The 11,907-nt window shown below is 61.7% G+C and carries 12 protein-coding genes; 6 read left to right on the forward strand and 6 right to left on the reverse strand.

Annotated features, from left to right (window positions below; all coding sequences use genetic code 11):
• Positions 1-32: 32 nt before the first annotated feature.
• The gene (locus BLJAPNOD_RS06610; RefSeq protein WP_115419297.1) at positions 33-2,324 is read left to right on the forward strand and encodes a hypothetical protein; all 2,292 of its coding nucleotides are present in this window, start codon (positions 33-35) and stop codon (positions 2,322-2,324) included.
• An 86-nt stretch (positions 2,325-2,410) separates the two neighbouring features.
• Here BLJAPNOD_RS06610 and rpoH read toward each other — a convergent pair whose 3' ends face one another.
• Positions 2,411-3,316, reverse strand: coding sequence for an RNA polymerase sigma factor RpoH (gene rpoH / locus BLJAPNOD_RS06615; RefSeq protein ID WP_077500721.1), 906 nt, complete (start codon positions 3,314-3,316; stop codon positions 2,411-2,413).
• A 210-nt stretch (positions 3,317-3,526) separates the two neighbouring features.
• Positions 3,527-4,555 (reverse strand): RluA family pseudouridine synthase, encoded by a 1,029-nt coding sequence (locus BLJAPNOD_RS06620; protein WP_077500722.1) that lies wholly within the window; start codon positions 4,553-4,555, stop codon positions 3,527-3,529.
• Between the two features lie 29 nt (positions 4,556-4,584).
• On the opposite strand from BLJAPNOD_RS06620, the gene BLJAPNOD_RS06625 reads away from it, so the two are divergent.
• Together BLJAPNOD_RS06625 and BLJAPNOD_RS06630 are read left to right on the forward strand one after the other, a co-directional pair.
• Entirely contained in the window at positions 4,585-4,968 is a 384-nt protein-coding gene (locus BLJAPNOD_RS06625; protein ID WP_115419298.1) for a hypothetical protein, read from the forward strand.
• Between the two features lie 4 nt (positions 4,969-4,972).
• Positions 4,973-5,809: an RNA methyltransferase gene (locus BLJAPNOD_RS06630; protein WP_115419299.1), complete on the forward strand. Its 837-nt coding sequence runs from the start codon at positions 4,973-4,975 to the stop codon at positions 5,807-5,809.
• A gap of 107 nt (positions 5,810-5,916) precedes the next feature.
• Here the strand turns inward: BLJAPNOD_RS06630 and BLJAPNOD_RS06635 are convergent, their stop codons facing one another.
• Both BLJAPNOD_RS06635 and BLJAPNOD_RS06640 read right to left on the reverse strand, forming a co-directional pair.
• Entirely contained in the window at positions 5,917-7,098 is a 1,182-nt protein-coding gene (locus tag BLJAPNOD_RS06635; RefSeq protein WP_115419300.1) for a hypothetical protein, read from the reverse strand.
• 261 nt (positions 7,099-7,359) lie between these two features.
• Positions 7,360-7,950 (reverse strand): EipA family protein, encoded by a 591-nt coding sequence (locus tag BLJAPNOD_RS06640; protein ID WP_115419301.1) that lies wholly within the window; start codon positions 7,948-7,950, stop codon positions 7,360-7,362.
• Positions 7,951-8,227: 277 nt separating this feature from the next.
• On the opposite strand from BLJAPNOD_RS06640, the gene BLJAPNOD_RS06645 reads away from it, so the two are divergent.
• Both BLJAPNOD_RS06645 and BLJAPNOD_RS06650 read left to right on the forward strand, forming a co-directional pair.
• Positions 8,228-8,881 (forward strand): histidine phosphotransferase family protein, encoded by a 654-nt coding sequence (locus tag BLJAPNOD_RS06645; protein WP_077500727.1) that lies wholly within the window; start codon positions 8,228-8,230, stop codon positions 8,879-8,881.
• 285 nt (positions 8,882-9,166) lie between these two features.
• Positions 9,167-9,529: a response regulator gene (locus tag BLJAPNOD_RS06650; RefSeq protein ID WP_025424707.1), complete on the forward strand. Its 363-nt coding sequence runs from the start codon at positions 9,167-9,169 to the stop codon at positions 9,527-9,529.
• Positions 9,530-9,873: 344 nt separating this feature from the next.
• On the opposite strand, the gene ctrA is transcribed toward BLJAPNOD_RS06650, so the two are convergent.
• Positions 9,874-10,575 (reverse strand): cell cycle two-component system response regulator CtrA, encoded by a 702-nt coding sequence (gene ctrA, locus BLJAPNOD_RS06655; RefSeq protein WP_025424706.1) that lies wholly within the window; start codon positions 10,573-10,575, stop codon positions 9,874-9,876.
• Between the two features lie 442 nt (positions 10,576-11,017).
• Between ctrA and BLJAPNOD_RS06660 the strand changes: the two genes are divergently transcribed.
• Entirely contained in the window at positions 11,018-11,368 is a 351-nt protein-coding gene (locus BLJAPNOD_RS06660; protein ID WP_077502815.1) for a flagellar export protein FliJ, read from the forward strand.
• 156 nt (positions 11,369-11,524) lie between these two features.
• Here BLJAPNOD_RS06660 and BLJAPNOD_RS06665 read toward each other — a convergent pair whose 3' ends face one another.
• Positions 11,525-11,806, reverse strand: coding sequence for a GNAT family N-acetyltransferase (locus BLJAPNOD_RS06665; RefSeq protein ID WP_065780887.1), 282 nt, complete (start codon positions 11,804-11,806; stop codon positions 11,525-11,527).
• Positions 11,807-11,907 lie beyond the last annotated feature (101 nt).

Consider the following 11,907-nt stretch of genomic DNA (forward strand, 5'->3'; position numbering starts at 1 on the left):
AAACACATGCCTGAGCGTATGAGAAAGTTCTGATGGCGGATTTTGTTGCAGTTATTCGCAGGACCGTTGACGGCCTGTCGGAAAACACACCTGAAATGCGGGATAAGGTCTACGAGAAGGCGCGCGCCGCCGTGCGTCGCCAGCTCGAGAACATGAATCCGCGTCCGTCGGACGACATGATCAATCGTCAGCTGGCGAAACTCGAAAACGCAATCGTCGAGGTCGACAGCGAATATGCTGAGGCGCTTCCGGCGATCGACGAGGTCGCGCCTGAGGCCGAAGTCGTGGAAGCGGTCACGCCCGTCGTTGAGGAGCCGGAGCGCGACGATGTCGTCGAAACGCCGGCCGAACAGGCCGAGCCTGAGGTCGAGAGCGAACCGGTAACGGCTGCTGCGGAAGAGCCGACGGAAGTCGTTGGCGATGCCGAGCCAGTTTACGCCGACGCGCCTGCCGAGCATGACGAGCAGCCGGAGACCTATGCAGAGCCTTTGCCGGTTGAAGCGCCGGCCGAGCCTGCCGAGGTAGCAGCCGAATACGTCGAAGCGGTCGAAGAGCAGCACGAGCCGACGTGGCAGCCGCCCGTTGAGGACGAGTTGCCAGCCGTGGCGCACGCGCCTGACGAGGAAATGGTCGCGACCGCCGAGCCGGCCGCTGAAGAGCTCTATGACCACGCGCCCGTGGTCCCGGCAATCGAGCCGGAACCGGTTCAGGAAGCGACGTGGGATGCACCGTCCGTCGAGCCCGTCGCGGAAGCGCCGGCGCGTTCGGAATGGGAACTGCCCGACTGGGAAGACACAAAGCCGGCTCCTGCGCCCGCTTCGCTGGATGCGGGGCCGCACGACGTGGTCGACGACGCCGGCGCGCCTGAGTTGCTCGGCATGCACCCGGTCGAGGAAAAGCCTGTAGAAATCGAACCGGCGGCTGCGAAAGCGGACGCCAGCCGATCGTGGTCGTTCGACGACGACGATCCCTTTGCCTCGATTACCGAGCGCCCTGCGCCGAAGGCCAGCGACGCCGAAATCTCCGATTGGTCGTGGCCGGTCGAAAAGTCTGCGCCAGCGACGGCTGCAAGCGCGACTGAGCCTGCAAGCCAGCAGGAGCGTGCGGTTACCGCCTGGGACCATATTGACGATCTTTTGGGGCTGGAAGGCGGTGCGACCATTGCGGCAGGTGCTGCAGCGGGAGCGGCAACCGCCAAGGAGACCGATCGCGGCGTCGAGATGCCGTCGGCGGCCCCTTCGCGGCCCACGTCCTACCGCACGACGCCGAAGCCTCCGCGCTTCAGCGTCAAGCGCTTGGCGATTGCCGCCGGCTTGCTGCTCGTGCTCGGTGGTGGCGGATTTGCCTACTGGCAGAACCGGGAAGCGGGCAATGCCTGGATTTCCGGCATGGTGGCGTCGGTAACGTCGGTTGTTTCCGGGACGGGCGAGACGCCCGTTGAACAGAGCACGCCCCCGGCGCAGACTGACGAGGCCACCACGCAACAACAGCCCGGCGCGCACGACGACACAGCCGTACCTGCCAACACATCGACGAAATTTACCCAGCGTCTGCTGGCCGACGGCTCGGAGACGGATGCCGGGCCGGCCGTGGTGAACGGTGAAAGCGTTGCGCAGGAAGGCAAGTCGGTCGCACCGCAGACTGAAGCGGGAAGGCTGCAGGAAGATGCAGCCGCCACGCCGGGTGCGGAAGCCGGAGCGCCCGCTGCCGGGCAACAGCCCGGCGCTCAGCCGGCACAGCCGGACGTTGCCGTCGCCAGCGGCGAAAAGATGTTCCTTTACGAAGAACGGCTCGGCCAATCCTCTCCGACGGCGATACCGGGAACGGTCGCATGGTCGGTCAAGGAGGAGTCTCCGGGGGGTGATGCCAAGCCGGAGCCGGCAATTCAGGCCCAGATCACCGTGCCTGACCGTGGGCTTACGGCTTTGATGACGATCAAGCGCAATGCCGATCCGTCCCTGCCGGCGAGCCATGTGATCGAGTTCGTCTTCTCCTTGCCGCAGAACTTCGAAGGCGGCGCCATCGACGGCGTGCAGCGTGTCTCGATGAAGCGGACGGAGCAGGATCGCGGCGACGCGCTGATCGCGGTGCCCGCCAAGATCACCGACGACTTCCACATGATCGCGCTCAACGATTTCGCCGAGGCGGTCGGCAGCAACACCGAACTGCTGCGCAGCCGCGGCTGGATCGATATCCCGCTGACCTACCGCAACGGCCGCCGCGCGCTGCTGACGCTCGAGAAGGGGCAGAGCGGCAACGAGGCATTCAGCCAGGCCATGCGCGCCTGGGGATCGTCAGGCAACACGGCAGCGACCGGGCAATAGGTCGCTACAAGTCGAAACAGAAAGACAACAAAAAACCCGGCGAGAATCTCGCCGGGTTTTTTCGTTTCGATTGTATCAGTCCGGGATTACGCGCCCTCGACGACGCGCAGAGCTTGGGCACGTTCCAGCGCCGCCTTGCGGACGGCGTCCTGGACCTTTTCAAAGGCCCTGACTTCGATCTGACGCACGCGTTCGCGGCTGATATCGAACTCGCTCGACAGGTCTTCCAGCGTCAGCGGATCTTCGGTGAGGCGGCGTGCCTCGAAGATGCGGCGTTCCCGATCGTTGAGAACCTTCATGGCGTTTGCGAGCAAAGCCTTGCGGCTGTCGAGTTCGTCCTGCTCGATCAGGATCTGTTCCTGGTTGTCGTGGTCGTCGACGAGCCAGTCCTGCCATTGTCCGGATTCGCCTTCGCTCGCCTTGATCGGCGCGTTCAGTGAAGCGTCGCCGGAGAGGCGACGGTTCATCGAGATGACCTCTTCCTCACTGACCTTCAGCGTGGTGGCGATTTCCTTGACGTGCTCCGGCTTCAGGTCGCCCTCGTCGAGCGCCTGGATCTTGCCCTTGAGGCGGCGCAGGTTAAAGAACAGCCGCTTCTGGTTGGCAGTCGTGCCCATCTTGACCAGCGACCACGAGCGCAGGATGTATTCCTGGATGGCAGCCTTGATCCACCACATCGCGTAGGTCGCAAGGCGGAAGCCGCGGTCGGGCTCGAACTTCTTGACGGCCTGCATCAGGCCGACATTGCCTTCAGACACGACTTCGCCAATCGGCAGGCCATAGCCGCGATACCCCATCGCGATCTTGGCGACGAGGCGCAGGTGGCTGGTGACGAGCTTGTGAGCTGCATTGCGGTCGTCATGCTCCTGATACCGCTTGGCGAGCATGTACTCTTCCTGCGGCTCGAGCATCGGGAATTTGCGGATTTCGTCGAGATAACGATTGAGGCCGCCTTCACCAGCGGCAATGGACGGTAAATTGTTTCGGGCCATGAAGCACCCCCCTTAATAGTCTCCGGCCTCCGGGCGGCAGGCCGGGCATGTGGGTCTTCGTCAAGACCCCACGAGGCTATGAAATAAGTACGGCAAAAGCATGATTCAAGGAGTCCGGTTTCACTTACATGTGACGCCGGAGGCAAGACAGATCACGAATAGAGGCGCAGTCAAGATTGGGCTTCTGTGCCCGAAATTCAAGAGCCGGCGCTATGTCGTGGCCCTGAGCGCGTTGACCAGCGCCGCCATGTCATCGGGCATCGGTGCTTCGAAGTGCATGGTTTCGCCGGTTGCCGGGTGCTCGAACTGCAGCATGAAGGCATGCAGTGCCTGACGGTGAAACTGGTTGACCACGGCTTTCGCCGCCTCCGGCAGCAGATTGGCCTTGGTGCGGAAGGCCGCGCCATATTCCGGATCGCCGATCAGCGGATGGCCGATATGCGCCATGTGCACGCGGATCTGGTGGGTGCGTCCGGTTTCGAGATGGCATTCGACCGTCGAGGCAAGGCAAGTACCATCAGGCTTTTCCAGGTAGCGCTCGACCACTTCGTAATGGGTGATAGCCTCGCGGGCGTCGTCGCTGTCCTCGCGCTTGACGGCGCGCTTGGTGCGGTCGCCGGCGCGGCCGAGCGGGGCGTCGATGGTTCCCTTCAACTGCCGGGGGCGACCCCATACGACGGCCCGGTAGGCGCGCTCCAAGGGGCCGGTGCGGCCATGGTCGGCAAACTGGTCCGACAGGTGGCGGTGGGCAGCGTCGTTCTTGGCGACGACCATGACCCCACTCGTTTCCTTGTCGAGACGATGGACGATACCGGGGCGCTTGACGCCGCCGATGCCCGAGAGGCTGTTGCCGCAGTGGTGGATCAGTGCATTGACCAGCGTGCCCGTCCAGTTGCCAGCACCCGGATGCACGACGAGGCCGGCCGGCTTGACCAGGACGATCAGGTGGTCGTCTTCGTAGAGCACCTCGAGCGGGATGTCCTCGCCCTTCGGCTCCGGATCTTCCGGCTCGGGCAGGTCGATCTCGAAATGGTCGCCCGGCTGGACCTTCTTCTTCGGCTCGGTCACTGGCTTGCCGTTGATCGAAACGGCGCCCTGCTCGATCAGGCTCTTGATGCGGTTGCGCGAAAACTCGCCGGAAAGCGCCTCTGTCAGGAAGGAATCGAGCCGCCCTGCGGCATCCTCGCCCGCCGTCAGGACTTTCCTATTGGCTGCTGCTTGTTTAAAGGGGTCGTTCATTCCGTTTTTTATCCGATAAAAGGCCAATCATGACCGCGACCGCGCCCGATGACCAGGAAGACAAGCCGCTAGACCCGGCGATGGAGAATGTTCGCCGCAAGATGGTGCGGCTGCAGCTCGTCTCGGCAGGCGTGATGTTGGTCATGCTTATGGCTGTCCTCGGCACGATTGTCTACAAGCTGACCCGCACGGACGAAAAGGTGCCGGCGCAGTCGGCAGCCATCGCGGTTCCGAGTGAGGCGCCGGTCAATGCGGTTGCCGCCCTTCCGGCCGGCTTCACAGTGACCAACGTCGCGCTGTCGGGCTCGCAGGTGCTTTTCTACGGTAATCTGCCCGGCGCCGAGCCGCGCGCGATCGTCTTCGACATTACCGCCGGCCGCATCGTTGCCGACATCACCGTCAGGACCAACTGACGGCATGGCTGCGAGCGCCCCGTCTCCGATCCGCATCGACGATCCGGCAGATCCGCGCATCGCCGGGTTGGTGTCGATCAAGGAGCGCGACCTGACGGGGCGGGAGGGGCGCTTCATCGCCGAAGGCACGGTCGTGCTGCGCATGCTGGCGGCGGCGCACCACGCGGGCCGCGGGCTTGCGGCAGAGGCTATCCTGCTTCTCGAAAGCCGGGTGGCCGGCGTCGAGACTATTCTGGCAGAATTTCCCGCCGACGTGCCCGTCTATGTTGCGGCGGCTCCAGTGTTCGACGCCATTGCCGGCTTCAACATGCACCGCGGCGTGCTGGCGCTTGGGCGGCGGGACGGCGTCTCCGGCAGGGACACGCTCATCGCCTCGCTTCCCACTTCAAGCCTTGTGCTCGCCGCCTGTGGCATCTCCAATCACGACAATATGGGCTCGCTGTTTCGCAATGCCGCCGCCTTCGGCGTCGATGCGGTGCTGATGGACGAGACGAGCTGCGATCCGATGTATCGCAAGGCGATCCGCGTTTCTGTCGGCTCGGTGCTGACCGTGCCGTTTGCGCGAGAGGGGTCGGCGGCGGCGCTGATCGAACGGCTGCAGCGTGAGGGCTTTGCGATCTGGGGCCTGTCGCCGGCGGGCGAAACCGATATCGGCGGAATACCACCGGCCACGCGCACCGCCTTGCTTGTTGGAACCGAAGGCGAGGGACTGCCGCCGGCCATCCTGAAATCGGTCCGCACCGCCCGCATTCGCCAGAGGCCCGGGCTCGACAGCCTTAATGTCTCAATGGCGGCCGGCATCGCGCTGCACCAGGTCGCCTTGATCAACGACCGGATCTGAACCGCGCGTCAAGCGCACCGCGCTCTCCGGCGTTCACCTGCTGCGCCGAAGGCTTCCGGGTTTGCGCAGGTTGCACAAAACCGCCAAACGCGTCTGAACGACAGGCTTCAATCTTTCGACAGGATTTGCTTCGCCCGCTTTGCCAGGCTCTTGCGGCCTGCAGCACCGTTCGGCGCTTCGCCTGCGAGCAGGCCTGGGATCGGCGAGGCAGCCCCTTCGCGTGTTGCGGTCAGCGCCACCATGCCGGCGGCGATTTCGGCAACTTCCTCGCGCAAGGCGTCGTCATGGGCGGAGGTTCTGGAGTTGATCAGCCGCTCCGACAGGGCGGTTGCGCGGTTTTTGAGGTCATCGGAAAGTTTTGTGATTTCCAAGTGTGACACGACGGGCTGACCGGTGAGGGGGGCGGAGGGGGCCGCAATGCTCTGCGATGGCTCGTTGCTGCTCGCGCGACGATCCCTGCGCGCCGGGAAGGCGACGCCCGCCATCCGCAGCGCCTTGGCCGCATCCCTCATATCCTGATTCACGTCTTTCACCTTGGTCTTCAATCGTTCGATTTCATCGGCGCGCCGCTCGAGCGCGCTCTCGCGATCGGCACCGGCTGCCAATTCTCGCGCAAGTTTGTCCTCCAGCCGCTGCAGACGGCTGTCGTCACGGGCGAGGCGCAGTTCCATTTCCTTGGCATGCGCGCTTTCGGTCTTCAGATCCATGCGCAGGGCCTCGCGCTCGTCGCGGAGCGTCGCAATCCGGCTCTTGTGGTTTTCGACCTCGGTTTCGCGGGCGGCAAGGTCAAGGCGCAGGTTGTCGATATCGCCGGCATGCTGCGCCAACTGGTTGGTCAGTGCCTGGATCGTCCCCGCCTTGGCGGCGTTGTCGCGCTCGACGGTTTCGAGCGAGGTCTTCATGCGCTCCAGTCGCTGCTCGAACTGGCGGATCGCCGAGCGCATGTCGGCCGCCTCGACGTTCATGTCGGCAAGTTGGGCATGCAGGTCGGCATTCTCGCCGCTGAGGCGCCGCGCTTCCTGCAGCGTCTTCTCGTTGCCAAGCATCAACGAGACACCCTTGTCGCGCTCGCGTTTCAGGGCCTGAAGCGTACGCGCGTTCTCGGCAGCGTAAGTGGCGCGGGCGGCGTCCTTCTGGGCACGCACTTCCTGAGGGCTGAGCGGCATGGTGGCCTTCAAACGGTCCTCGGCAAAGCGCACGATGCGGCGGTGAATGGCCGGCGCGACGAGAAGGCCGATGATGATCGCGGTCAGGAAGCCCAGGGCAAAGAGGAGCGAGAATTCAATCACGAGCTGGCCGTTTCAAAGCTGGACCGGAAGCAAACGCCCGGCCCGACCATCACAGTCAGGGCAAGGCGCTTCATATTACTTCCCTGCACTAAACATGACGTTTCGTGCGCTGCAAGTATTTGAGGCGGGATTTCGCCGAAGCGAGCCCGCCATCTACAGCGCCGTGCGTCCTACCAGACGCGCAAAGGTCGCTGTAGCACTTTGAATTGCTGCATGTTTTTAGCCTTGAATCGCATAGGATTTAAGGAAACATGCAGTGGATCAGAAGGGGTTCCAGGTCGGGTTCTGGGTCATCTTGAGATAACCGACATTGACCCCGAGCCGGGCACCGATGCCGGTGCGGATCGGAACGACGACGATGTGTTCGTCGGTGAGCACGGTCATGCCGACGCCGGCCACCACATAGGCCGAACCGGAGACGCCGCCGAAGCGCTTGTAGAGCGACGGCACGCTTGGCAGGTTGTAGACCAGCATCATCGTGCGGCTGCCCTGTCCGCCCCAGTCGATGCCGAGGGAGGGGCCTTGCCAGAAGACGTTGTGCTGGCCGGCATTCTTGGTGTTGAGTTCGCCTTCCCCGTAGGTCAGGCCGGCAATGAATGCGCCGGAGCCTTCCTGCCCGAGGATGTAGCCGTTTGGCAGGCCGTAGCGCTCAAAGGCGCGCTCCACCACCTTGGCGAGGCCGCCGGAGGTTTCGCCGAAGAAGCCGTGACCGGCATCGACGATCTCCTGCATCGAGTATTGGCTGTTGTTTGCCTGCTGGGCCTGGGCGGCGGATATGGCGCCCGCCATCAGGAACATCGTCGCCAGGATAGCGCGGCTGGCCGTTTGGGCTGCCATCATGATCTGCTGCATCGTTTCCTCCGTCAGGCGCGAAAATCACTCGCTTGCGGGTTTGCTATGGCCGGCATCAGCATCGATGACACGGCCAGCGGGGGTCTGGACCATTTCCATGCAATTTGAACCGATGGTCTTAACAATCGGTTTACCAAATGTGGTGTCATTATGATCCACTGATGAACGGCTGCGCCGGGCAGCCCATGACTTGCGTCTGCGCGCCTGAGGCTTTACCGGCTCTGCTCGAGCGCGTGCCTCATGTCCGCATGCCGATGGAACCGAACAAGGAACGACGATGGCAACGAATCCGAACCTGACATTGACGGGACCCGATCTGGCCGCGCTTCTGTGCAGCCGGGTTTGCCACGACGTTATCTCGCCGGTCGGCGCCATCAACAACGGCCTGGAACTTCTCGACGAGGGCGGCGCCGACGCCGACGCCATGGACCTCATTCGCACCAGCGCCCTCAACGCGTCGGTCCGCTTGAAGTTCGCGCGTCTCGCCTTTGGCGCCTCCGGTTCGGTCGGCGCGTCGATCGACACCGGCGAAGCGGAAAGGGCGGCCAAGGATTTTGCCGCCGCCGAGAAGAAGACCGAGGTCAACTGGCACGGGCCGCGCGCCATCATCGCCAAGAACCGGGTCAAGCTGCTCTTGAACCTCTTCCTGATTGCCTATGGCGCGATCCCGCGCGGCGGCGTCATCGACATCACACTCGAAAATCCCGAGCTCGACGCCGTGTTCACGCTGGTCTGCAAGGGCCGGATGATGCGCGTGCCCCCGCGTCTGGTCGAACTTCTGTCCGGCACACCGGCAGAAGCGGTCGATGCGCACTCGATCCAGCCCTACTACACGGTGCTGCTCGGCGAAGAATCCGGCATGGCGATCGACGTGGTTTCCACCGGCGAAGAGATCATCTTCACCGCGCGCATGGCGCCCGCCGACGCTTAACATCAAGACTTGGTACTAAGGACGGGCAGCCGTCTTTTCCGATTTGAGACATGTCCGGCGCGGTGTGGTCATGGCCCCTGCGCCCGTTTTTTGCGTGGCCGCAGCTTAAGTGCCTGGCATTCCAGGCTTTTCGCTGGTTCGCTGAAAGATTAATATTTTCAGCGCCTTAAAAGTCGTCCGAAAGGCCGTGTTAAGCAAGCTCCGTAACGAAATCTTTGCCAGATTTGTATAGGGTTGTTTCAGGCGCGCGAGTACGCGTATAGGTAAGGCATGAAGGAGTTGGACATGCGGCGCTTGATGATTGCCGACGGCTCGGATGTCGTCAGGAAGGTTGGAAAACGTATCCTGTCGGGCATGGGCTTCCTTGTCTACGAAGCGCCGAGCGGCCTTGAGGCGCTGGTGCGCTGTGAAGCCGAGCTTCCCAACATTCTCGTGGTCGATGCCGGCCTGGAAGGTGCTCTGGATTTGATTGCCAATATCCGTCGACTGCCGAACGGTGCTTCGGTGCGCATCTATTACTGTGTCGTCGAGGCGGATCTGAAGAAAATGATGGCCGGCAAGCGCGCGGGCGCTGACGATTTCCTGCTGAAGCCGTTCGATCGCAAGATCCTGACCAGCGTCTTTGCCAGCCAGTCGATGGCGGCCTGACGCCAGACGCATCCTCTTCCTGATTGAACAAGCCGCGGCGATTGCTGCGGCTTTTTGCTGCCCGGATTTCACGCCGTTGCGTGGCACCAGAGATCAAGGTCAGGACAGGCAGGTCGCCAATTCCTCCAGGCCTTGCGGCCGCTTGCCCGATAGCGGGCTGGCAGCGCCAGCAGGCATTCGATAACCGGAAGAAAAAGGGGGGGAAGGACCGTGCGACCGGCGACCTATGAGCCATCGCCATAACGAAAAAACCCGCCTCGAAGGGCGGGTTCGTTCAAAAAGATGTCCGTTGGCGTCATGCCTGGATATGCGGGTCCATGCCGCGCCCGGACGAGAGCCTGAAATCAGGCGGTTTCGGCGTATTCCGCACCATCCGGCTCGCGCAGAACGTAGCCGCGACCCCAGACGGTTTCGATATAGTTGGCACCGCCGGCAGCATTGGCAAGTTTCTTGCGCAGCTTGCAGATGAAGACGTCGATGATCTTCAGTTCCGGCTCATCCATACCGCCGTAGAGGTGGTTGAGGAACATTTCCTTGGTGAGCGTCGTGCCCTTGCGCAGCGAAAGCAGCTCGAGCATCTGATATTCCTTGCCGGTGAGGTGGACACGCTGTCCGCCGACTTCCACCGTCTTGGCATCGAGATTGACGATCAGTTCGCCGGTCGAGATGACCGACTGGGCATGACCCTTGGAACGGCGCACGATCGCATGGATGCGTGCCACCAGCTCGTCCTTGTGGAACGGCTTGGTCATGTAGTCGTCGGCGCCGAAGCCGAGACCGCGAACCTTGTCTTCAATTCCGGCCATGCCGGAGAGAATGAGGATCGGCGTCTTCACCTTGGAAAGACGCAGTGTTCTCAAGACCTCGTAACCGGACATGTCCGGAAGGTTGAGGTCGAGAAGGATGATGTCGTAGTCATAGAGTTTGCCGAGATCGACGCCTTCTTCACCGAGATCGGTGGTGTAAACGTTGAAACTCTCGGACTTCAGCATCAGCTCAATGCTCTGAGCCGTTGCGCTGTCGTCTTCAATTAGTAGAACCCGCATATTCTTCCCCTTTTCCGCCGCCCAAGGTCATCGTGGCCCCCTTACGCGATACGGATCCAGTCGTTGCCTGATTTGGAGGCTGCCATCAAATGGTTAACAAATTCTGATTCACTCTGGCAAGGTGTATCGAGATTGTTAAATATTTTTAGCAGTTCCCTGATTTCAAACGTGAATCCAAAATGGCACTTTTCATGCGAAACATGAGCAAATGCCGCTATCTGACTCTTCTGACTCGTTAATGCCGGGGCCGTCATATTTCGTGCCTCAGCATTTACGGAGCCTTAAATCATCACCCCTATGATTAACGATGCCCGTAAACGAAAGGTTACCAGCGGTAGGCTTTTGTTAATATCGCTGTCGATTTTTCGTTTTCTGCCTGTTGGGGCAGGCTCGACGGGCCAAATCAGTAACCGGGGTCTCGTTATCCACGGGAGTATTGCGTATGAAAGCACGTGAGAGCCTTGTCCGCCTGAAGGAATTTCAGGTCAGGGAGAAGCAGCGTCAGCTGAGCCAGCTTCAGATGATGATGGCTGAGTTCGAACGGATGACCAAGGATCTGGAAAATCAGATTGTTTTCGAGGAAAAGAAGTCGGGCATTTCCGATCCCTCGCATTTTGCCTATCCCACTTTCGCAAAGGCTGCTCGTCAAAGAGCCGACAATCTTCAGGTCTCCATTCGAGAGCTGAAGATGCAGCAGGATGCTGCCGAACTCGCGCTTGAAGAAGTGCAGGCCGAATATGCGAAGGCGGCGGCGCTCGAGGAACGGGACACGACGACGCGCCTTAGGGCGTAATCGTTTCGAGGCAGATGATTTTCATTCTTTGTCGGGCGATGCCGATGGCATGGCCCGATCCGGCACGATTGTCACCAGAACGAAAAACCCGCGCGACAGGCAACTGTCGGGCGGGTTTTTCTCATTTCGGGACCGTCTGGGCGTGGAGAGGCAGGATCAGGCCTGAATGACATCCTGCCAGTCGGGGTGGCGCAGCGCCTGCGCGCGCATGAACGGGCAAAGCGGAATAATCTTCCAGCCGCCCTTGCGCGCTTCGTCGATCGCATGTTTTGCCAGCGCCTGGCCGACGCCCTTGCCGCGAAGTTCGTCGGGAACCAGGGTGTGATCGACGATGATCAGTTTTGGCGACGACCGCGAATAGGTCATCTCGCCGGTGTATCCCTCGACCGATGTCGAGTAGCGGCCGTGCGAACCGGTTTCTTCGTGGGCGATATCCATCTCAGCATCCCTTGCCATTCAACGTTTGCGTGTTGTCGACGATGCTATCGCATGACCGCGGCAACAGGAACCGGTTTGGCGAACGCGAAGGGGAAACGCAC

Source organism: Ensifer sp. M14 (assembly GCF_003355565.1).
Classification (GTDB): domain Bacteria; phylum Pseudomonadota; class Alphaproteobacteria; order Rhizobiales; family Rhizobiaceae; genus Ensifer.

What these genes read in the sequence shown, in the direction of transcription:
- BLJAPNOD_RS06610 (WP_115419297.1), top strand. Translation starts at nt 33, where the DNA reads ATGGCGGATTTTGTTGCAGTTATTCGCAGGACCGTTGACGGCCTGTCG.
- rpoH (WP_077500721.1), bottom strand. Translation starts at nt 3,316, where the DNA reads ATGGCCCGAAACAATTTACCGTCCATTGCCGCTGGTGAAGGCGGCCTC.
- BLJAPNOD_RS06620 (WP_077500722.1), bottom strand. Translation starts at nt 4,555, where the DNA reads ATGAACGACCCCTTTAAACAAGCAGCAGCCAATAGGAAAGTCCTGACG.
- BLJAPNOD_RS06625 (WP_115419298.1), top strand. Translation starts at nt 4,585, where the DNA reads ATGACCGCGACCGCGCCCGATGACCAGGAAGACAAGCCGCTAGACCCG.
- BLJAPNOD_RS06630 (WP_115419299.1), top strand. Translation starts at nt 4,973, where the DNA reads ATGGCTGCGAGCGCCCCGTCTCCGATCCGCATCGACGATCCGGCAGAT.
- BLJAPNOD_RS06640 (WP_115419301.1), bottom strand. Translation starts at nt 7,950, where the DNA reads ATGCAGCAGATCATGATGGCAGCCCAAACGGCCAGCCGCGCTATCCTG.
- BLJAPNOD_RS06645 (WP_077500727.1), top strand. Translation starts at nt 8,228, where the DNA reads ATGGCAACGAATCCGAACCTGACATTGACGGGACCCGATCTGGCCGCG.
- BLJAPNOD_RS06650 (WP_025424707.1), top strand. Translation starts at nt 9,167, where the DNA reads ATGCGGCGCTTGATGATTGCCGACGGCTCGGATGTCGTCAGGAAGGTT.
- ctrA (WP_025424706.1), bottom strand. Translation starts at nt 10,575, where the DNA reads ATGCGGGTTCTACTAATTGAAGACGACAGCGCAACGGCTCAGAGCATT.
- BLJAPNOD_RS06660 (WP_077502815.1), top strand. Translation starts at nt 11,018, where the DNA reads ATGAAAGCACGTGAGAGCCTTGTCCGCCTGAAGGAATTTCAGGTCAGG.
- BLJAPNOD_RS06665 (WP_065780887.1), bottom strand. Translation starts at nt 11,806, where the DNA reads ATGGATATCGCCCACGAAGAAACCGGTTCGCACGGCCGCTACTCGACA.